The following is a 21,239-nucleotide window of genomic DNA, read 5'->3' as shown; positions in this document are numbered from 1 at the left end:
GTTGGCCCCTTCCTCCGGTATAAACGCGCGGTCGGATCCAGACCGCGGTACACCGAAGTCGAGGACCATTTCGGAACACCACGAACCCTCTCAGCTGAAGGTGAGATCATCGTCTCCGTCGTCGATGACGTCCCACACTGCCAGGATCGTGATCTGATCGGCGTAATCGAGGGAGGCCATCGCCGTCGCGATCGCCTCACGGGCAACTCGATCAGCGGTGAGGACAGTCACGTCGTCACTCGTCGTCCCGTCCAGCAGATATTCGACAGCGAGTCCGGCGAACACTGGATCGGCTTTCTCGACATCGTGTTCGTCTTTCCCCGGCGACTTCGCGGCGATCGTCCGGCGGGCCACGTCCCGGGCACGGGTGGCTTCGCTGTGGGTCACTGATGGGGCATCCGCGATACGAGCCCATCCCTCCTCGCGAGCGCGGTCCAGCGCCGGCGTGACGCCCCCGTCCTCGATCTCGTCTGCGACCCGTGCTGGTATCCGCAACGTCACGCCCGCACGTCGAATCGCCCGGCGAAACCGACGATACTTCGACGTGCCTGGATTGCCCACGCTGATGAAGACGTTCGTATCGACAAGTGTGACCGTAGCCGAGGAGAGCGAAGACGAATCAGACATGAGAGAGTCCGCCTCTATGACTCTGTATCCGAGAGTGGGGCAGTCACGTCAATATCGGCGTCGAATGCGATATCGTCGGCGACATCCGGAAAGAGGTTCTTGAAGTGCGGATCGTGCTGTTTTCCCGCTGCGAGGACGGGTTCAAGCGCGAGCACGATTTGGATCGCCTCGCCGGTTGAAATGCCGAGAGGCTCGGCTACCATCCGCTGGGTGATCCGCCCCGCGTAATGCAGCCCGGCCTGCCGGACAGCGGCGGCCAGTTTGCCGACCCCGTGGCGCTCTGTGAAATGGGCGATGTCCTTGTCGATCACTTGCATGGCGACGGCATGGAGAAGCGTCGGCGTGACGGTGATCCCGTCGGCGTCGATCAAGACGGGGGCCGCCGACACCGCAACGGGACGATCACCGACGAGTGCAACAGCACCCAGCGCCTCCAACGTCCCGACGTGGTCGTAGACAGTCGTCTTCGGGACGTCGAGGGTCTCGACGATCTCCGGTCGGGTGACTGGCCCGTAATAGCAGACGTAGACGTACACGCGTGCGAGTTCCGGCCGGTCCAGTAGGCGACCGACGGTCGCGAGCTGATCGACCCCGGCTGCATAATCCTGCGATGGTGTTTCCGTGGCTGGACTCGGCGTCATCACCTGTATTACGAAATCCGTGAACTTCAAACTTCGGCTGGTGTCGTGCATACGCTCGTTGGCCGCCCCCTCCGGTATAAACGCGCGGCCGAGTCCGGACGATAGACGTACTCACAGACCCCACGAAGATTTCGCCCGAAGATTCGTGTGTCCCCCGCGCCTGGAACCCGTATGCGCGGACGTGGTGTGGTCATCGTGATCGTCGTCCTGCTCGCCGGGTGTGGGGGACTGCCCGGCGTCGGCACGGACGCGGGGACGGCCAGCACGCCGACTGGCGCGGGGACCCAGACGACGGACGCGCCACAGGTACCCTCGACCGGCGATCGCTGGACCGTCACGGTCGTCGAGGTGGTCGACGGCGACACGATGGACATCGAATACGCGAACGGCACCCGCGAGACGGTTCGGCTGCTGGGCGTCGACGCACCGGAACCGTATGCCGAGGTCTCGCCCGGCGAGTTCGATGGCGTCCCGGACACTGAGGCGGGGCGAACCTGGCTCCGCGGGTGGGGCGAGAACGCGAGCACGTTCGCCCAGCGGCGACTGGCCGGTGAGACGGTCCGGATCGTCACCGACGAGCGGGCGGATCGGCGGGGCTACTACGGCCGACTGCTCGTCTACGTGGTGGTCGACGGCGAGGTGTTCGGCGAGCAGTTACTCGAGGACGGGTACGCGCGGCTCTACGAGACGGAATTCCAGCTGTACGATCGCTTCGCCGCGGCGGAGTCGCGGGCCCAGGCGGCCGACCGGGGCGTCTGGGGGTTCGCATCGGCGCCATCCTGATCGTATCAACGCCATCCTGATCGCATCGACGCCATCCGAATCGTATCGCACCCGTTCCGGTTGGCCGAGACGCGACACAGCGGGTGCGAGCAACTGACACGGAAACGTGCGTATATATACGAGAGCGAGGTCACTTCCGCACATGGCCGAGAGTTACGACATCGAGGGCATCGAGTTGACCGACGACCGATACACCGTCGTCCAGTCGCTGATTCGCAACAAGTACCGGGCCGAGGACGAGCAGGGGAACGTCGTGCTTCGGGGCAAGCAAAAGATGTTCAAGCTGAAGGAGAAGTTCCCGTTCGTCGACGCCGACGGCGAGGAGGTTTTCACCGTCACGGCGGGCGGAATCCTCGATGTGGCCGGCGACTACGTCCTCAGCGACGCCCGGACCGGCGAGGACATCGTGATCCTCGACAACGACTACTCGATCTTCCAGGACACGTGGAAGATTCGGGACGCCCGGACGGAGGCCAAACTCGCGGAGATCAACTCCCGGGGCGCGCTGGTCACGCTGGCGCGGGCCTACGTCCCCTTCGGTGGCTGGATTCCACACAAATACGAGATCACGGACCTCGACGGCGACCACGTCGGACGGATCGACGGCGAACTCTCGCTGAAAGACCGCTACGACATCGTCATCGACGATACGAGCGACGTCCCCCGGGAGCCGATCGTGGCCGCCGCGATGGTCGTCGACGCGATCCAGGGACACTGACGAGACTCACAGCGACACCGTTGCTCGGCCACCCACGAACCGCCACGGCTTTGTCTCGCCTGGCGAACGTTGAAGTATGACTGCAGTCCTCTGTGACATGGACGGCGTGATCGTCAGTTCCGAGGCCCACTGGAAGCGCCACGAGAGCGAGGACATCTACCCGGCGACGGTCCCCGATCAGGAGGTCCCGCCAGAGGAGACCACGGGCATGTACTACCGCGAGATCTACGACTACCTCGACGACAACTACGGCGCGGCGATCTCTCGCGAGGAATTTCTCGAACTCTTCGAGGAAGCGGGCCGACAGATCTACGGCGAGGAGGCCGAGATCGTCGCGGGCGTTCCCGAACTCCTCCGGGACGTTCGCGCCGAGGGCAACAGCGTCTCGCTGGTGACCTCCTCGCCACACCACTGGATCGACGTCGTGCTCGACCGGTTCGATCTCGAAGACGATTTCGACGCGATCGTCAGCGCGGCCGATGTCGAACGCGGCAAGCCGGCGGCCGACGTCTACGAGCGGGCCGCCGAGCTTGCCGGCGAGGATCCCACTGACTGTATTGCGATCGAGGACTCGACGAACGGCGCGAGCGCGGCGAAAGCGGCCGGTGCGTTTACGATCGGCTTCACCGGCGTCCACAACGACATCGACCGCTCGATCCCGGATGTCGTCGCCGAGGATGTCGCGGAGTTGCGGGAGCGCCTGCTCGAACGATTGTAAGCACCGACCGTCTCAGTCCGGAGTGAACGACGTCTCCTCGTCGGCCGTCCCGCGACAGACGGCCCGGCCGCGCGCCAGGTCGTGCTGGACCCAGACACAGGCACCGAGCACGAGGAACGCGCCGATCAGCGGGGGCTGAACCCGTCGGAAGACGTCCACAGCCAGCCATTCGATGGCCCCACTGAGGCCGGCCGGCAGATCGCTCGCCAGCATGGCCAGGGACGCAGGTGGGACGACGACCCAGAGCAAGAGTGTGCCGATCGCGAGGACGACCACTGCCGGATGGGTCTCGATCCGGTAGGCGACCAGAACGAGCGGCGCGACAGCGATCGTGAAGTAAAACCATTCCAACGGGACGACCGCCAGCAGACCGATAACCGTCGCGAGAAAGGCCGTTTCGGCACCGGCCGGTTCGTCGAGTCGACGGTAGCACGCGAGCACTGGCGGGCCGACGATAGCACCAGCCCCGATCCAGAGCCACGGACCCGAGACGCCCAGTGCCGACAGCGGACGCATCACGGTCACATAGGCCGGTCGAAGCGGCGGCCCACCCGCGAAGACGGCTGTCGAGGACTCTTCGAGTAAGACCGTCGTGACGTAGGAGTGGGTCAACTCGATGCCGACCGCGAGATTCGCCAGCCACCCGACAGCCAGGACCCCGCTCGCGACGGCGAGCGCTCGCCAGGAACGCCGGGCAAACAGCCAGGCCCACGTCCCGCCGGGATAGACTTTGGTGAGCGCCGCAACTCCGAATCCGACCCCGGCGGCCCGAACGCGGTCCGCGAGGGCGATGAGAAATCCACCACCCACACAGAGAGCAATCACCGGTGAAATCTGTCCCATCACGAACGTACTGGTGACTGGCCCCGCGGCAATGATCGTGAGGGCGGCGAGCCGCCGGTCGAGCCGATCCAGCGATGGGAGTCGATCCAGGACGAGCCACGCGAGGCCACCGAGTGCGAGCAGGTTGACGCCGACCTGCGTGAGGTAGGCGGCGGACGAGCCGATGAGGCCGTACCCGATCGCGAGCGCGGCGATGACAGGTGGGTACCTGAACGTGTATCCGGGATTGTCGGCCGGACTCACGGCGTAGACCGCCTCGCCATCCAGCATTGCCCGGCCCGCCCGGGCGTAGACATCGGTGGCGACCGAGAACTGCTCCGGCCGAAACGAGACGATCGAGATGACCGTCACGATACCGGCGATCAGGCCACCGAAGAGCGAAAGGCGAACCCACCACCGACCGTTAGACCGCTCGCTACCCCCCACCGACAGGATCGAGTCCGTCACCACCATATTCCACCACCAACCGGTCATTGGAGAAAAGTATCGGTTCGACACGGCGGTCGCTGCCTCGGCGACGGATGCCGTACCGGCGGTTCGATCCAGCGACGGGTCCGTCGACATCGAATGCCGGGCTGATCAGGCGTGAGTGGGGCAAGATGCCCGCTACGACCGTACAGCTACAAGGGAGACGGAGGCCTACCCGGAACTGATGTCGGACCTCGAACTCACCGTCGACGATCGGACGCTCGAAGCCGAATGGCTCGAGGACAATCCCGACCTCCGGGGAGCGCTCGTCGACGCGCTTCCAGTCGAAGGGCAGGCGGCCCGGTGGGGTGACGAACTGTACTTCGACGCGAGTCTGGACGGCCAACCCGAGAGGACGAGCGAGGAAGTGCCGATCGGCACGATCGCCTACTGGGCGAGTGGCGAGGCGATCGCACTGTTTTGGGGCCCGACGCCGGCGAGTGCCGACGGGACGCCGAAAGCGGCGGCCCCGGTCGCGCCACTCGCGCGGATCGAAGACGTGCGTCCGCTGGCGGATCTCGACGACGGGGCGACGGTACAGATCGAGCCCGTGGAGTGATTCGGACGGGCGAGGTATCGCGTGCGAACATCAGAAGGGGCAGATCAGCGCAGTAGCAGCCTGTTTCACTCGGCGGACTCAGGCTCAACATCCTGGCTGGGGGAGTATAGTGACGAAATAGCGCTTCCGAACAGTGCGGTTAGGCCCAGAAAAAACGCGATGTTGGCGGAGTCTGTTGCGGTAGTTGAGGAACCACCACTTGCAATTTCGGCTTGTACTGCTCCCACCATAAGAAGGATACTGAATAGGAGCGCGTCTCTTGACAGCGACATGTGTGAATTGGTTGTAGACATAGAAATAAAAGCTTCCGTTCTACGGATACCATCGGCGACGAGAACGCCACCTGCCTGGACACACCACCGGTCGAAAATGCCCACGCGAAATGTGCACTTGCATCCGTCGTTAATCAAGAGAAGACCCACACCACTGCGGCGGCTTGGCGAAAACGGGTTGTCCCGAGCATGGGGCCACTCAGCCGACACGAACATGCGAATGTGATAGCAGGATAGAAAGACTGATATGATAATCGGATTGGAGACTTTATAATATGCGTCGACGAAAGTTCCTCTCGCTGGCGTCTACGTCGTTCGCACTGGCAAGCGTTCCTGCGTTAAGCAGTGTGATGGGACCGAGAACCGTCAGCGAGACCGTCTTCGGCGCGAGTGAATCTCCCCTCTCAGAGGCGGACATCAAAACGGCCAATCGACGGGCGCTGAAGAATACAGACGAGATCTCGGCCCAGTCGAACGGTGGGGATGCTGCTGCGATGATGCCGTCGCCGGTGACCGGTGAGAACGAAGCCGTCGTCGGCTATCGAGTTGCAGTCGATAGTAGCGGGCATGTCGATTACCTACTCGGGAGTGTCAGTACCGGCCGTGGCGACGAACGACGACGATCCCACGACACGACGGGGGGACGCCAACGCCGTGACAGCGAGGCCACAACCGGCGCGGCCAGTGACGAAAGGACCGCTCAAAGCGCCGTCGAAAGGGTACACGAAGGAATGAAAGGCGCAACTGATCGAACGGTTTCAGCACGATCGGGTGGGTGCTTCGAGCCAAGCGGCCTGTTCTCGGATGCCACGAATCTCGAAGCGTGGACCGACCAGTGGGGGTGTCCTGATACGAGTGGGCGCAGAGTCACGATCGGGGAGGCCGCCGGCAGAGATCAGTTTACCAACAAGGATGTGGAACGGGCGTACGGACAACTGTTCGTCGATGAATATGTCTTCCGGCAGAAACGAGACGGCAAGCAACTCATCAGCACGCTGAGCGAGTACGAACTGCGGCCAGGTGAAGCCATAAATGAGGACGGTTTCAAGCACTACAAGCTCGAGGCGTTTGAGCCCACCCATGACTACGGTGTGGCCACCAGAAACGAAGTTCGCCAGATCGAGGGGGCACCAACCTACAAAAACGAAGCCCCTTCGGACATTACGGGGTTCTCGATGGATGCCGGTGTCACGCCAGTCAGTATTGATCTGAGTTGGAGCAACGAGCCCGACGAAATTCAGCTGATCAAGCACGGCCATCCTGCTGATGCTATCAGATGGGAACACACGTGGGCGAAGACACAAGCAACACCGACGGTGTTCGCGGCGAGCGCAGCCAGAGTCGCAGACGAGTTTGCGGACGGGGAGAAAGTGCTCCGCACCGAAGCAGAAATGGACGTGATAGATCCAACACCGTGGTATTTGCCGTTACCAGGGAACCACGGGTCACTTTTGACCGCCGTGGAATATTATGTGGGAGAAGGAGAGAGTTCGTAGATGAGTGGTGTGGGCCGAATGATCTGAACGGAGCATTCCACCTGATTTAGGAGGACACAGTGACAAACGATCGCCTCGTACTACGTTCCCCGGTCCCATACTGCTGGACTGCTATGGAACTGGCGATATGATTTGTACCCATATACCACCCGGAGTTTCGACAGGGTCGTCGCTCAGACAACTTCGACAGTCCGCGTCTCGACGACCGGCTGAATCGGGAGTTCCGGGAACGACACTTCGACCCGGAAAGTCAGTTCGTCGGCGTCACCCCCGAAGACGCCGACCGGAAGCGTCGCCTCGCCAAGGTAGGTCTCGCTCGCAGTCATCTCGACGCTGTTGACGGTCACGCGGATGCCAGCCTGCCCGCCGCCGACCGTGTTCCGGACCGTCACCTCGCACATCTCGTTCTCGCCGTGGGGGATCGACTCGGGGAAGTCACCCCAGTCGATCTCGACGACTGGCAAGTCGCGTGCACTCTCGAGGACGCGCTCGGCGACGCCCTCGCTCAGCCCCGCGTCGACCAGGCCCTCGACGCCCGCCGCGACCACGTCGGCTGGCGTCGCCAGTCCCTCGGCGGCGAGTTTGCTCGCCCGACCGGACCCGATGCCGTCGATCGCGGTCAGTCCAACCGCGTCGTCGCTGATACCGTGTTCGACGCGGGCCTCGATCCGGCGGGCGAGATTCGCCGCGCGTGCGCCGTCGAACTCGGCGAGAAAGGCCTGGAGTGCAGCCAGGAGGCGATTCGCGTTCTGGCGGATCACCCAGGCGTCGCTCTGGAGTTCGCTCGGCGTCGTTCCCCGCATGCTGGCCTCCAGAATCGCCAGGACCTTCCGCTGACCCGAATCGAGATCGACGTCGACGACGGTCTCCTGATCGGTCCGGTCGTCGCCCAGGACCGCCCGGACGGCGTCGCGTTCGTCGGTCCGGGCGCTGACGCTGTCGAACTCGCCGGCCCCCGCGACGGCCGAGAGTATGTCTCGCTCGCTCAATTCACGCTCGCCCGCTGCGTCGGCGAGATCGCCGAAGTGTCGGGCGGTGTCCAGCCGGAGATAGAAACGCGAGGCGAGGCGGCCGAGGGCGGTCGCCGAGACCCGGAGGTCGTCGTCCATCTCGACGAAGCCACGGTCGACGAGCCCGCGCATCGTGGAACTGGCCTGCTCCCGAAGCGATCCCGCGGCGTCGTAGCGATCTGGGGCATTGTTCGCGCGCACGTAGTAGAACGTCGTCTCCAGCCAGTCGAGGACGTCGTCGAGATCGCGGATCGTCCCCATCGCGATCTCGGCGTTGAGGTGGGCATCCAGACTCTCGGCCAGCCGGGACTCGATCTCCTTGCCGTCCCGGAGGAGTCGCCGATACTTGTCGGCCTCGCTACGGTCGGTGATCACCCAGGCGTACCCGTGTTCGTCGTAGCCCGGCCGGCCCGCCCGCCCGAGCATCTGAAGCACGTCGAGGGGGCTCATGTCGACCTCGCCCTCCAGCGGATCGTGGAGTTTGGTATCACGGATCACGACACACCGGGCGGGCAGGTTGACGCCCCAGGCGAGCGTCGACGTCGAGAAGAGGATCGCAAGTTTGCCCTCGCGGAACCACTGCTCGACCAGATTTTTGTCCTCCCGAGAGAGGCCGGCGTGGTGGAACCCGACGCCGTCGAGGACCGACTGCCGGAGAGTGTTGTTGTTCAGTTCGGAAGCGTCGTTGTGAAAGTCGTAGTCGCCCCGGGCACCGATCGGAATGTCCCGTTCGGCGAGTTCGTCGCGGGTCTTCTTGGCCGCCTGGACCGTGTCCTGCCGGGAGGAGACGAACACGAGTGACTGCCCGTCCTCCCGGAGGTGGGGTTCGACGAGATCGAGGGCTCGATACAGCCGGCGGTATTTGTCGGCGAAGGCGTTCTCGCCGTGGCTGTAGGTCTTGACGTCGGCGTTGAGGGGGACCGGTCGATAGTCGTCGCCGAAGGCGAAGGTCGTCTCGGCGGGGGCCTCAAGCCACTCGGCGACGTCCCCGATGTTGGTCATCGTCGCCGAGAGGGCGACGATCCGGGGGTCACAGAGGCGTCGAAGTCTGGAAATGGTGACCTCCAGCACGCTCCCGCGACGGTCGGCGTCGAGTAAGTGGACCTCGTCGATGACCACGCAGTCGACGTCGGTGACGAAGCTGTAGCGGCTGGAGTCGTGCTTTCGGGTCGCCGAGTCGGCCTTCTCGGGCGTCATGACGAGGACGTCCGCGCGCTCGGCGCGCCGTGGGTTGAGGTCGCGCTCGCCGGTGACGACGTACACCGAGTAGCCCAGTTCCTCGAAGCGATCCCACTCGCTCTCCTTCTCGTTGGTGAGTGCCCGAAGCGGCGCGAGGAAGAGGGCCGTCCCACCCCGATCGATGGTCTTCGCGATGGCGACCTCCGCGACCGCGGTCTTGCCGCTGGCGGTCGGCGCGCTCACGACGACGTTCTCGTCGCGCTCGAGCAGCGCCGGCAAGGTCTCGGCCTGCATCGCGTTGAACGACTCGAAGGGAAACGCCGGCGCGAAGTCGGGCAATACGTCGGCGACGGGCACCGCTTTTGGGCTCTCGACTGGCTCTGCCACGCGTAGGTCAGAGACGGGGCGGGCCGGGCATAGGCGTTTCTGTCGCGGGTCCCAGCCCGATCGGCCGATCGAGATACCTGGCCAACCGGTCGACACTGGCGGCGACCGGACAACCACCCCGGACAGTCCCCCTGTTTTATCCTGCCAACGAGTGAATGCGACCCTATGTACGACCAGATCCTCCTCCCGGTCGACGAAGGGACAGGGAACGCCGAGGTACTCCACCACGCGGGCGAGATCGCCCACCGCTTCGACGCCGAGATCCGGCTGTTGCACGTCGCCGACACTGACGAATATAGCGTGACGCTCACCGACGAGGGGGTCGTCGACGGCCTCGTCCGCCGTGGCGAGGAACTCGTCGCCGACCTGGGCGAGACCTTCGAGACCCTCGGCGTCGAGTACAGTACCGACGTCGTTCAGGGAACGCCGGCCGCGACGATCGTCGAGTACGCGAGCGAATACGACTACGACCTGCTCGTGATGCCGACCCACGCCCGCGAGGGGCTGTCGCACTTCCTGCTCGGCAGCGTCACCGAGAAAGTGGTGCGACTCTCAGACGTCCCGGTGCTCACCGCCCGGATGACCGAGGAGGACACGTTCGCGTTCCCCTACGAGCGCATCCTGCTCCCGACCGACAGCAGCGAGGCGTCGCGTCGCGCCGCCGAGCACGGCCTCGACCTCGCGGCGGCCATGGACGCGACGGTCGACGTGCTCTCGGTGGTCGAGACCGCCGCACTCGGGCCGGACGTGCGTTCGAACGTCACCAGCGGCGACTTCGACCAGGGTGCCCACGAGGCGGTCTCGGACGTGGCCGCCATGGCCGAAAAGCGGGGCGTCGAGGCGAGCACACACGTCGAGACCGGGTCGCCCGACGAGGAGATCCTCTCGGCCGTCGACGAGTACGACTGCCAGGCCGTCGTGATGGGCACGACCGGCCGCCGCGGCGTCGATCGGATCCTGCTGGGCAGCGTCGCCGAGAAGACCGTCCGGTCCGCGCCGGTGCCGGTCGTGACCGTGCGTGAGGAGTGAGCACGCAGACGAGACCGCTATCGGCAATGGATTTTGCGTTCCCCGTGAGTACAGCTTCTCCCGCTCGCTTTCGTCGTGACCGGTGACGACTCCGGATCAGAACATATTTATTAGATTTACTGCAAGATTCGAAATCAGGTCGAAGATGATCTCGACATGAACCGACGGACGTTTCTCGCAACGCTGGGCGGGACAGCCGCGATCGGTGGCGCGGGCTATATCGCCCTGGATCCATTCAGGCGGGAACACCGGCTCTGGTGCGTTCGTCTCAATAATACGTGGTTTGGAGAAGCCGAAGTCGATGCGCGAGTGAAACGTAATGGCACAGTTGTCCACGAAGATAGTTACGAAATCCCAGGGATGGACGCAAGTCCGAGGGGGGACGAGGAGCCGCTGTATTGGGTCGACGTGAACAGTCGATTACTCTACGGATGGAATACCGATCCGGCAGTGTTTACCGTCGAAAGTCGCAGGTCCGACCGGGACAAGTGGGTGAGTCAATCCTTCGACCATGTTGAAGCCACCAACATCCATGCAACAGTCGATATATATGGTGACTCGGGAGTCGCCGGGACCCGCGCACACGAATTCGGATCGTTAGCGCAAGCGAAGGGGTTCGTCGAAGAAGTCAAACCAGCCAATAGAGATCAGTCGACCGGGGCCACCACCGAGTGACCAAGCCGTCACTCGATGGCAGGCCCAAACAGGCAGATACGCAGAACCACGTCGACCCCATTCATGACATCCAAAAATAAATTTAGATCGACCGAGTGAGGTACATTTTTACCGTATCTTCCCGAGATTCTGGGCATGGAAATCAGTCGGCGTGAGGCCCTCCGACTCGGTGGCACGTCGACGCTGGGGGTTCTCACGGCCGGGTGTACGTCGCTTGGCGGCGAGTCCGGGACGGATCCCACGGACGATGTCGAGACGGTCCCGGCAGGTGTCTCGGCCGTGGCCCACGCCGACGTGGCAACCCTTCTGGACGACGATGCAGTGCGGCGCGTCGTCGACGCGGGGCTGGCTCCGCTATTGCCCTGGGAAGATGGCGGTTCGGATGCCGAGAGCCAGTCAGCGCTCGCTGCGCTTTCGACGCGAACTGACCTCGACCCGGCAGACGCAGAGACGGCGGTCGGCTTCGCGAAATACCGGCCGGACACCGACCGTCGATACGTCGGCCTCCGTATCGATTCGAACTGGTCGGCGAAGTCGTTCGTCGACGCCCTCGAGCAGGCCGATTTCCCGCTCACTCGCCACACGTACCGCGACCGACCGCTGTACGAATCCGGCGACGCCGGCCCGTCTCTCGGGGTCATCGATGACGGGAGCTATGCGATCGGAACGCCGCCGGCAGTTCGGGCGGCGATGGACGTCGATGCAGGCATTCTCGACCCCGTCGACGGCGACCTCCGGCGTCGGCTGGCGGCGACACGGTCGCTGCCGTTCGGTGCCGCCGCGCGCGTGCCCGACGAGTTGCCGTTCGGGACAGCCGGGATCGGCGGGATGGTCGATCCGGGTCAGTTCGTCGCGCTCACGTCGGTCACCGGCAAGGCGTATCGGGACGACGACGGCGTCGGTGCCGTCGTTCGGCTGCACGCCGAAAGTGCTGCCGACGCCGAGGACGTCAAAGCCACCGTCGACGGCGCACTCGCGGGGGCGCGAAGTCTCACGGCCGACGGGGACACACGCGAGGCGCTGGGGGCGGTGACCGTCGACAGGAGTGCCTCGACGGTCGTGGTCGAGGTGTCCGGGCCTGCCGATGTCGCGGTGACTGTCGTTGAGGGCGCTGCCGAGTTCCTCGCGGAGGTGACTGGCGTGGACCTCACAGACACAACCAGGAACGCCGGCGAGCCATGAGGGGCATCGGTCCGCTGCTCCGGAAGGACATCGCCTGGGGAAAACACCGCCTCCTCGCGCTCGTGGTGCTGTTCGTCCTCGTCCCGGCCGTCGTGGCCGGCGGGACGCTGTTCTTCGAGCACACCCTGCCAGAGAACTCCCCGGTTGCGATCACGCCGACGGACGAGGACGTGACCGAGGCGGACCTCGACGTGGTCCGGGGCGGCGTCGCGTTCGTCTCCGATCCGAAAATCGTCGACTCACGCGACGCGGCCTTTTCCCAGCTCCGTCGTGAGCAGGTCTATGCCGTCATCGAGGTTCCCCCTGGGATCACCGACACCGACGGTTCGGCGACGATCGACATCTCCGTCCACGGAAGCGTCACCATCTATCGCATGCCGTCCCAGGTGCTCGGAACCATGCTATCGGATTCGCTCGACGAAATGCTCCCGGCGGATATCACGGGCGAGCGACACGTCATCGGCGACCGGAAGAGTCTCTCGGAGTATCTCCTGCCGACGATGGCCATGCTCGTGGTCATGCTGGTGGCGTTCGCGTACGTCCCTGCCGTGCTCGCCAGAGAGGCCCAGGTGTTCGATCGCCTCCGGCTGGACAGTTCACTCCATCGGCTGGTGGTCGCGAAACTCGTCTTCGTCACGGGGCTGGTCCTCGTGAGTCTGGGCGTTATCTACCTCGTCGGCCGACTCCTGGGCTACGGCCTCCAGCCGCCATCGGTCGTTGCCGTCGGCGTATTGGTGCTGTCGTTTATGGGCCTCTCGGGGCTGAGTATCTCGATCTCGTTCGCGACTGACTTCAGCGACGCCGGGCGCGTCCTGAACGTCGTCTGCTTTTTCGTGTTGGTCGTGCTGTCGAACCTCGCGTATCCGGCCGGGTTTTTCTCCCCGCTGAGCAAGTTCGTCGCACGGCACAACCCACTCCACTACGCGATGATCGTCGTCCGGAGCGAACTCCTGCGGGCGGTTCCGGCCAGAGTGTACGCCCCCTGGATCGCCGCCGTTGCGGTCGTCGCGGGACTGTCACTGTCGGGAATGTGGCTCACGATCGAGACATACAAACGAGGACACTGATGAAGCCGATCGAACTCACGGACGTCGAGAAGTCCTACGGCGAGGCAACGTCCCTCGAAGCGATCTCGCTGTCGTTCGAGCCGGGATGGCACATCGTCCTCGGACCCAACGGCGCGGGCAAGACGACCCTGTTTCGTCTCCTGCTCGGGTTGACGGACCCCGATGCCGGACAGCTGTCGATCCCCGACGGCTCCGTCGGCTGTAGCTTCCAGGAACCGCAGGTGTACGAGGGGCTCACGGTCCGGGAGAACCTCGAAACCTTCGGGGAGATCGCCGGGGCGTCGACGGACTGGCTCGAAACGCTACTCGAGCGGTGTGGATTGACCCGGATGGCCCATCGACCCGCCGGGGCCCTCTCCGCGGGATTTCGGTCCCGACTCGACGTCGCCCTGGCGTTCGTGAATCGACCGGATATCGTCCTGCTCGACGAACCGCTCGCGGACGTCGACGACGAGTACGTCGGTCGACTCCGGGAGTTCTTCCTCGAGTATGCCGGACCGGACCGGCTGTTCGTCGTCGCGACCCACCACCACGACCGGTTCATCGAGATTGCGGACACGGTGACGATTCTGGCCGATGGACGCGTCCAGTGGACGGGCGATCCAGCGACGGCACCCGCTCACGACGGGGAGATCACGGAACTGTATCGTGACTCGATCAGGACCGACGAGACCTAATCGGCGGTGGTTGGGGCGGTCGGACACGTCGGTTCTGTAGGCGACGCGTTCAAGAGGAGCCACGGCAAGGGTCTGACAATGGTAGGATCGAACGCGAAAGGCGACCGCCGGGAGCGCGAACTCGTCAACGAACTCGACGAGGCGGGCTTCGCCGTGATGCGTGCGCCCGCGAGCGGGTCGGCCACCGAGCGCGAACTCCCGGACGTGCTGGCTGGCGACGGTGAGGACTTCTACGCGATCGAAGCCAAGTCCAGCGCCGGCGACCCGATCTATCTCGACGGTGAGGAGGTCGAGGCACTGCTGTTCTTCTCGCGGAACTTCGGCGCGCGCCCACGGATCGGCGTCCGGTTCGACCGCGAGGCGTGGTACTTCTTCCACCCGGCCGACCTCTATACGACCGACGGCGGTAACTACCGCGTCAAACACGAGACGGCACTCGCCGAGGGAACTGACTTCGAAGAACTCGTCGGTCACTCCGAGAAGGTCCGCCTCGACGAAGTCGGCGACGGCGGCCCGGATTCGGCGACCCTCGACATCCTCGACGCCTTCGAGCGCGGCGACCTCTCCCGGGAGGAAGCCGCCAAAATGCTGGAGTGATCGTCGCCTCCGGTGAGTCCGTCTGTCGAACGGCGCCGGAGTCGGGAGAACGGAAACGCGTAGCCTCTTGGCTTGCGGTCGCCGGCCACATCATCGACGTAAACCACCTCGACGACGGGGTCATCGTCCGGGTAGGCCTTGTTGGTCGGGTACTCGGCGACAGTGCAGCCAGCCGCCGGGAGCCAGACCTCGCTGGCGCGGCGGTCCGTGATCTCGGCGACGACGAGCCAGTCACCGGACTCCCGGTCGACGACGCGATCACCGGGCTCGAGTCGACAGGAATCACAGAACGCGGGGTTCGGTTCGTCCTCGGGGACGAACGTCTCGACACCACAGGAGTGACACAGTGCCCGTCGATTTCCCGGCGGCGGGACGCGACCGAGCGTGATTTCGAGTGCAACACGCCGGAGGTGTTTGCAACGCTCCTCGCGGATCTCGTGATCGAGGCATGTACACGAGCTGGTGGACAGCTCCACGACGTACGTCGCGCCGCTCGCGCTGTCGACGGCGTAGGTTCCGTCGCCGAGCGGTCGGACCGCCATCGGTTCGGTCCACGCCCGGGCGGCGCGGTCGTCCATCGTCCGTGGGTCCGGTGCAAGTGGACGCTTTTGACCCCGGACCTGAAGGCCTATTTCGGTCATAGGGGATCGGACGCGGCTGGTTTCTTGTCTGCGTCCACTTGAAACGTAGGTGTTCCATGCCCCTAAATCACACGGTCAGATCAGCCAGGCGGGCGGGCGAGGACAGCCACGCTTCGAAGCGCTTTTGGAGTGGCCTGTGGAACGAACGGGCGAGACAATGGAGCGCCAAACCGTCCTGGAGGCCGCCGTGTCCATCATCATCGTCGTGGGATTCATCGGCGTACTGGCAGTGCTCACGACGACGTATTCGACCGACGGCGGTATCGGACCGGCTGGGGGATACGCACTGGTCGCCTCACTGGTCGGGTTCATCATCGTCATGTCCGGGGCGGGACTCACGCTCACGCGCATGGACACAGAAGACGTCACGTCCGAGGACGATACGGACGGCAGTGACGAGGGGTCCAGCGACCCCTCGGCCTGATCGACGCGGACAGAACCGTCCAAGAGTTACTCGTCGGCTTCCTCACGCTCACGCCAGTCGATCATCTCTTCCTCGTCGGCGTCTTCGAGTTTCGCCTCGTAATAACTCAACGGGTGAGAGATCGCCTCACAGAGGTCGTCCATGTTGACACAGTCACCGTAGGACTGCATGGTCGCACACGACGGCGGGGAGTACTCAGTCGGTGACGTGTCCCCTCGGATGTGATCGGTCTGGTAGCGGGTCATTTCCTCCCCAAAGCCCGGATTGACCTCGTAGAGATCGACGATGTCGTCGGTCGCCATCCCGATCGACGCCAGGAACGAGGTGATCGCGAACCGCGAATGGTGGGGGAGGTGTTCGCCCTTCTGGACCTGATCGAGCAGTGCAGTCATACACGGCGGGAACAATTCGGGAACGACCGTGTCGATCTCGCGGGTCAGATCGAGTTCGTCCAGTCGCTCCTCAACGGCCGCGACGTCCTCGGCGAGCGCGTCGGCGATCGGTTCCGGCACGGCGAGTGGCAACCCATCCAGGATCCGTTCCTCGACGGCCACCCGGAGCAAGTCCAGGAGTTCCCCACGGTCGATGGGTACCTGGCCGTCAGTCAACGAGCGGTTGACGAGTCGCCAGGACTCGCCGCGCTCGCCGGCCGCGAGAGCGAGGTACGCGCCGACGTCGACCGCGAAGCGATCCGCGTCCGTCAGTCCACCGGGCCCGGGCGCTTCGACGTCTCCCGTCAGCTCGAACTCGGCGAGCAGCGTCCGTAGATCGAGTTGCTGTCGGTCGGTCGACCGGAACTCGCCCGCGGCGAGTTCCGCGGTGAATCGGTCGTGCGCCGTTTCGGCCTCCGCTCGGGCGTAGCGGTGAGTCAGCGCCGGCTGATCGATCAACGAGACGATGACCCGGGCCACCGGATAGGAGAGCAACTCGACGCGCGTCCGGCGATGGGTATCACCGACGGTCCCCTCGAACAACGCCGACTCCACGCGCTCGCGCCCCCGGTCGACGGCCGGACCGCGCTGGGCGACGACCGTCGCGAGATCGACGTCGGCCGCCTCGACGGCCTGCCTGGACGCGTCGAGAAACGGATACCGAGCGTGAAGCGACTCCATCGACACGTCGATTGGACTGTCCGGAGATAAAGCCTCGGGACTGGGGATCGATCACTCGTCGTATTTCGACTCGATCTCGCGGATGACCTGCGCATCCTCGCCGCCGTCGCTGATGGCGGCCGCGTATCGCTGATAGTCGTCCCGGCTCACCTCGACGACCCGGGATTCACCCTGCCGCGTCAGGCGGAGTCGAACCGTTCCGTGGGGATCGTTACGGACGTGGGAGTTTGCGAGCGTGGCGAAAACGAACCACAGCGCGAGCGCACCGCCGAAGAAGTAGACGGCCGCGGTATGGAAGGCCAGCGAGTGCTGGGTTGCCGTCCAGTGGGCGGGGTAGGCGTACCAGAACAGCGCGACGCCGCCGGCGGCGACCGCGGTACCGATCGCGACCCCGAGTCGCTGACGCCGACTCGAGGGCAAGACGGCGACGACGCCCAGGAACGTCCCCGGTACGCCCACGCCGGCGATGACCCCGCTGACGCGATAGGTCGCCACTGTGTCCAGCCCCAGCGCATCCGAAAGCGGGGTCGTGACGAGGGTGATCGCCACGACAACGGCGAGCGCGCCAGCGAGAAAGACCGCGATCCCGGCGTGAATCTGGCGCGGGCGACGATCACCCCAGCGGGCATCGTCGTAGGCTTCGCCGAGGCTTGGCATACCGAACTCGTCGATCCCCACACACAAAACGATACGTCAGACGAACGCAAGACGGGAGCGGCCGTTCGGCCGCAAAAACGGGAGAGCCGCCATCGCGCGGTCGACCCGACGGGCTGTTCCGGGCCGAAAGCGTGGTCTGTCCGGTCTCGCCGCCTAGTCGCTCTGGACCCGGGGGGCGAGCATGTAGGTGACCGAGCCCTGTCCCTCGGCGATGTCGAAGTGCATCTTGACGGGGAACTCCTCGCCGAGTTCCATCGTGACCTCGGCGTCGTTCGGGATCGCCTTGTTCATGTCCTTGAGATAGTCCAGCGAGAACAGCGACCGGGCCGGACCAGCGGTCAGGTCGATGAGGTCCTCGCGACCCAGTTCGAGGTGGACGTCGTCGGTGTCACCCTCCGCGTCGACGTAGAACAGCTCGTCTGTCTCGTCGACGCCGAGGGCGACGTGGTCGCTGACCATGTCCGAGGCAGTGACTGCCCGATCGACGTCCCGGCCTTCGAGGACGATCTCAGAGGCGAGGTCTAGGTCGGGCAGGTCGGGCTCCTGACGGATGGAGTCGGGGTCGATCAGCGCGAGCGTATATTCGAGGCCGTCGATGGCGATCTCGAGCTTGCGTGTCTCCTCGTCGAGTTCGAGGTGGATGAGTTGATCCGAATCGGCCATCCCGGCGATGTCTTCGAGCCGCGAGAGGTTGACCCCGATGACGCCGCCGTCGGTCTCGTAGGACTCGAAGGCCGACGCCGAAAGCGTCAGGTCGACCATGCCGACGTTGGCCGGGTCGACGGCCCGGATCTCGAGGCCGTCTGCTTCGAGCCGCAGCTTACACTCCTCGACCAGCACGCTGACGGAGTCCAGTGCCGTCCGCAGCGTGTCCGCACTCACGATGGCGTTGAACATCTTGCAGCGAGGTACGACCGCATCCATTAAAAAGACTTCACGTTGGGTCGGCGACAGTCCGCGACGACGATCGGTGACTGTCCCGGCCGAGCAATGCAGTATCATTTTTCTGCCCCGGCCGTGAGATTCACCCTGATGAGTGGACAAGGGGAGATCCCGGCGCACTGGGAGCGTGGCTTCGTCCAGGCCAACGGCATCGAGTTGCACTACTGCCGGACGAACGGATCGGGGCCGCCAGTCGTCGTCTCTCACGGCTTCACCGACGACGGGTACTGTCGGCTCGACCTCGCCCGTGAACTCGGCGACGACTTCGACGTCGTGCTGTACGACGCCCGCGGGCACGGCCGCTCGGCAGCCCCCGACGATAAGTACGGCGCGTTTGCGCGGGCAGCGGACTTACTGGGCGTGCTCGATGCGCTCGATCTCGAAGACCCGATCCTGTTCGGCCACTCCATGGGTGCCGATACGGTCACAAAGGCAGCATCTGATCAACCGGCCCGACCGCGAGCCGTCATCCTCGAAGATCCGGTCTGGATGCTCGAGGGAGTCAACGAAGTGATCGAGGAAGATCCGGGTGCGGATATCGCTGAGCAGATCGCGTGGTGGCGCGACCACAGCGTCGAAGAACTCCTCGAAGCCGATCCCATGTTCAGCGATCTCGCCGAGCGCGGACAGCCCGACCTCGCCCGCCGCGTGGCCGAAGCCAGACAACGGCTCCGACCCGAGATCGGCCGCGTGTCCGAGGGGGAATTTGTCGACCCCACCGAGACCTACGGCGACATCGAGGCACCGACGCTCATCCTGAAAGCCGACGCCGAGGAGGCCGAACGCGAGCGGGAACGCGAGATCGCGGACATCCTCCCGGACGGGCGCATCGTGCACGTCGAGAACGCCGGACACTGCGTCTTCTGGGACGAACGCGAGCGTGCGACCGAGGAGCTCCGGGCGTTCCTCGAGACGGTGTGACGGCGCGATTCGAGCGGCCCCGTTCGCTCTGGCATCACCGATCCGATGTCCCGTGTACTCGTGTCAACAGGCAGAATTGAGTTATTATCAACTCAGGCGACCACAGCGCAACGCTAACAATAGTTGCGGGACAATCACAATCAATCAGGGAATGGACTTATCTCTCGCGCTACACATAAGCGGAGCGCAAAGAGTCCCGATGACTGGGCTCGCAACCGGGAGCCAATGGCTGGTTCAACCGGGTGTGCCGGCTGCATCATTGCAAGCACTGATCGTGGTCATGCTCGGCGGCGCGTCACTGCTGATAGTTGGATATGTCGACCGCCGCATCGAGTGGGTAGACTGGACGACAGTGGCAGTCTGGAGCGCTGGCGGGGCGCTTGGAGGCGTTGCGCTTGGGTTATGGATCGTGGGCGATGGGACTGGTTCGCTCGTCGCAATCCTACAGGCGGCGGTCGGCGGTGCAGTAGCGGGCGGACTTGCCGGCACGAAGAACAGCCGAACCAGGCAGGCCCTGGGGAGCGCCGACCGCGATCGAAACCGGTGGAAATCGCTGTTCGAGCGGGCACCAACCGCGGTCGCAGATCTGTCTCTCAGCGAGAACACGTTTTCCATTGTTGCCGTGAACGACGAGTTTCAGAAGAGCTTCCCGACCGATGGAAACTACGAGGGACAGCAATTCAGATCCGTCGTTGACCTCGATGACGTCGACGAGGACCTTCACACCGCCGCCGAGGCAGGGACGCCACTCACGAGCGAGTTCTCCATATCGGTGTCCGGCGACACTCGATACTACCGTCTCCGACTGATTCCGTACCAGTACGACGGGACACGACGTGCGTTTGCGATCATCACGGACGGGACCAGCCTCAAGAAGACTCAACAGGATCTCCAGACTGCCGTCGCCGAGCTCTCGGAGAAGAACGAGCGACTCGAACAGTTTGCAAGCGTCGTCAGTCACGATCTCCGGAACCCGCTGCATGTCGCAGCCGGGAACCTCGAACTCGTGGACGCACCGGGCGACCAACAGCATCTGGAACGGACCGCCACTGCGCTCGATCGGATCGAGACCCTGATCGACGATCTGCTCACGCTCGCCCGAGAAGGCAAATCTGTCGGCGACCTGGAGCCGGTTGCGCTCGGTTCAGCGGCCACGCAGGCGTGGAATACCGTCGACGCGGAGGAGATGACACTCACTGTAGACACTGAGGTAAGGATACTGGCGGACGAAGACCGGCTCCAACAGCTGTTCGAGAATCTCTTCCGGAACGCGCGTGAACACGCTGGGAACGACATCACGGTCACCGTCGGCGATCTTGGCAACGGGGAAGGATTTTTCGTGTCCGATGATGGCCCGGGCATCCCCGCGGATGAACACGAGGACGTTTTCGAACCGGGCAACTCATCGAAATCGGACGGGACTGGCCTCGGTCTCGACATCGTTCGGACGATCGCTCGCGGCCACGACTGGCGTGTCGCTGTGACGGCGTCGTCCCAGGGCGGCGCGCAGTTCGAGTTTCGGAACCTGGAATATCCCTGATGGATTGTCGTCTCGGAGCACGCCTGGTGTGGCTGCCAGCACTGCCTCGAACTGTCGGCCGCATCCGGATGCAA

Annotated in this window: 21 protein-coding genes; 14 read left to right on the top strand and 7 right to left on the bottom strand. The window is 64.3% G+C overall.

From position 1 onward, the window contains the following. Positions 1-90: 90 nt before the first annotated feature. Together HUTA_RS08135 and HUTA_RS08130 are read right to left on the bottom strand one after the other, a co-directional pair. Entirely contained in the window at positions 91-627 is a 537-nt protein-coding gene (locus tag HUTA_RS08135) for a hypothetical protein (protein WP_015789413.1), read from the bottom strand. 14 nt (positions 628-641) lie between these two features. Then, on the bottom strand, positions 642-1,268 hold the full coding sequence (locus tag HUTA_RS08130) for a DUF7437 domain-containing protein (protein ID WP_143920344.1): 627 nt from the start codon (positions 1,266-1,268) through the stop codon (positions 642-644). Positions 1,269-1,439: 171 nt separating this feature from the next. Between HUTA_RS08130 and HUTA_RS08125 the strand changes: the two genes are divergently transcribed. The 3 genes from HUTA_RS08125 to HUTA_RS08115 all read left to right on the top strand — a co-directional run bounded on the left by HUTA_RS08125 (position 1,440) and on the right by HUTA_RS08115 (position 3,487). Then, the gene (locus tag HUTA_RS08125; protein ID WP_015789411.1) at positions 1,440-2,051 is read left to right on the top strand and encodes a thermonuclease family protein; all 612 of its coding nucleotides are present in this window, start codon (positions 1,440-1,442) and stop codon (positions 2,049-2,051) included. A gap of 142 nt (positions 2,052-2,193) precedes the next feature. Further along, a complete protein-coding gene (locus tag HUTA_RS08120; RefSeq protein ID WP_015789410.1) occupies positions 2,194-2,769 on the top strand; it encodes an LURP-one-related/scramblase family protein in 576 nt (191 codons plus the stop codon). Positions 2,770-2,845: 76 nt separating this feature from the next. Next, a complete protein-coding gene (locus HUTA_RS08115; RefSeq protein WP_015789409.1) occupies positions 2,846-3,487 on the top strand; it encodes an HAD family hydrolase in 642 nt (213 codons plus the stop codon). Positions 3,488-3,499: 12 nt separating this feature from the next. On the opposite strand, the gene HUTA_RS08110 is transcribed toward HUTA_RS08115, so the two are convergent. Further along, positions 3,500-4,783: a glycosyltransferase family 87 protein gene (locus HUTA_RS08110; protein ID WP_015789408.1), complete on the bottom strand. Its 1,284-nt coding sequence runs from the start codon at positions 4,781-4,783 to the stop codon at positions 3,500-3,502. Positions 4,784-4,982: 199 nt separating this feature from the next. On the opposite strand from HUTA_RS08110, the gene HUTA_RS08105 reads away from it, so the two are divergent. Next, positions 4,983-5,357, top strand: a complete 375-nt coding sequence (locus HUTA_RS08105; protein ID WP_049941250.1) for a cyclophilin-like fold protein — start codon at positions 4,983-4,985, stop codon at positions 5,355-5,357. 769 nt (positions 5,358-6,126) lie between these two features. Further along, positions 6,127-7,125, top strand: coding sequence for a hypothetical protein (locus HUTA_RS08095; RefSeq protein WP_169304887.1), 999 nt, complete (start codon positions 6,127-6,129; stop codon positions 7,123-7,125). 173 nt (positions 7,126-7,298) lie between these two features. On the opposite strand, the gene HUTA_RS08090 is transcribed toward HUTA_RS08095, so the two are convergent. Further along, positions 7,299-9,671: a DEAD/DEAH box helicase gene (locus HUTA_RS08090; RefSeq protein ID WP_049941438.1), complete on the bottom strand. Its 2,373-nt coding sequence runs from the start codon at positions 9,669-9,671 to the stop codon at positions 7,299-7,301. 195 nt (positions 9,672-9,866) lie between these two features. On the opposite strand from HUTA_RS08090, the gene HUTA_RS08085 reads away from it, so the two are divergent. The 7 genes from HUTA_RS08085 (at position 9,867) to HUTA_RS08050 (ending at position 15,993) form a co-directional block, all read left to right on the top strand. Next, a complete protein-coding gene (locus tag HUTA_RS08085; protein WP_015789404.1) occupies positions 9,867-10,730 on the top strand; it encodes a universal stress protein in 864 nt (287 codons plus the stop codon). A 156-nt stretch (positions 10,731-10,886) separates the two neighbouring features. Next, complete coding sequence (locus HUTA_RS08080) at positions 10,887-11,405, top strand: hypothetical protein (RefSeq protein ID WP_015789403.1); 519 nt, start codon at positions 10,887-10,889, stop codon at positions 11,403-11,405. 135 nt (positions 11,406-11,540) lie between these two features. Next, positions 11,541-12,587 carry a hypothetical protein gene (locus HUTA_RS08075; RefSeq protein ID WP_015789402.1) on the top strand — a complete coding sequence of 349 codons (1,047 nt, stop codon included), beginning with the start codon at positions 11,541-11,543 and terminating at the stop codon, positions 12,585-12,587. Then, positions 12,584-13,654: an ABC transporter permease gene (locus HUTA_RS08070; RefSeq protein ID WP_015789401.1), complete on the top strand. Its 1,071-nt coding sequence runs from the start codon at positions 12,584-12,586 to the stop codon at positions 13,652-13,654. Before HUTA_RS08075 ends, HUTA_RS08070 begins: the two co-directional genes overlap by 4 nt. After that, positions 13,654-14,331, top strand: coding sequence for an ATP-binding cassette domain-containing protein (locus HUTA_RS08065; protein WP_015789400.1), 678 nt, complete (start codon positions 13,654-13,656; stop codon positions 14,329-14,331). The genes HUTA_RS08070 and HUTA_RS08065 overlap by 1 nt, the downstream gene beginning before the upstream one ends. 78 nt (positions 14,332-14,409) lie before the next feature. Beyond that, complete coding sequence (hjc, locus tag HUTA_RS08060) at positions 14,410-14,928, top strand: Holliday junction resolvase Hjc (protein ID WP_015789399.1); 519 nt, start codon at positions 14,410-14,412, stop codon at positions 14,926-14,928. A gap of 798 nt (positions 14,929-15,726) precedes the next feature. After that, entirely contained in the window at positions 15,727-15,993 is a 267-nt protein-coding gene (locus HUTA_RS08050) for a DUF7472 family protein (protein ID WP_015789398.1), read from the top strand. 26 nt (positions 15,994-16,019) lie between these two features. Here the strand turns inward: HUTA_RS08050 and priL are convergent, their stop codons facing one another. The 3 genes from priL to HUTA_RS08035 all read right to left on the bottom strand — a co-directional run bounded on the left by priL (position 16,020) and on the right by HUTA_RS08035 (position 18,659). After that, positions 16,020-17,105 carry a DNA primase regulatory subunit PriL gene (gene priL / locus HUTA_RS08045; RefSeq protein ID WP_015789397.1) on the bottom strand — a complete coding sequence of 362 codons (1,086 nt, stop codon included), beginning with the start codon at positions 17,103-17,105 and terminating at the stop codon, positions 16,020-16,022. Between the two features lie 51 nt (positions 17,106-17,156). Next, complete coding sequence (locus tag HUTA_RS08040) at positions 17,157-17,762, bottom strand: DUF7139 domain-containing protein (protein ID WP_015789396.1); 606 nt, start codon at positions 17,760-17,762, stop codon at positions 17,157-17,159. A 153-nt stretch (positions 17,763-17,915) separates the two neighbouring features. After that, positions 17,916-18,659 carry a DNA polymerase sliding clamp gene (locus HUTA_RS08035; protein WP_015789395.1) on the bottom strand — a complete coding sequence of 248 codons (744 nt, stop codon included), beginning with the start codon at positions 18,657-18,659 and terminating at the stop codon, positions 17,916-17,918. Between the two features lie 135 nt (positions 18,660-18,794). Here HUTA_RS08035 and HUTA_RS08030 point away from each other — a divergent pair, with 135 nt between their 5' ends. Continuing rightward, entirely contained in the window at positions 18,795-19,625 is an 831-nt protein-coding gene (locus tag HUTA_RS08030; protein ID WP_015789394.1) for an alpha/beta fold hydrolase, read from the top strand. Positions 19,626-19,824: 199 nt separating this feature from the next. Further along, on the top strand, positions 19,825-21,165 hold the full coding sequence (locus HUTA_RS08025; RefSeq protein ID WP_015789393.1) for a sensor histidine kinase: 1,341 nt from the start codon (positions 19,825-19,827) through the stop codon (positions 21,163-21,165). Positions 21,166-21,239 lie beyond the last annotated feature (74 nt).

This window comes from Halorhabdus utahensis DSM 12940 (assembly GCF_000023945.1).
Classification (GTDB): domain Archaea; phylum Halobacteriota; class Halobacteria; order Halobacteriales; family Haloarculaceae; genus Halorhabdus; species Halorhabdus utahensis.
The sequence above is the reverse complement of the archived record's forward strand: the minus strand, read 5'-3'. Positions and strand labels throughout refer to the sequence as shown.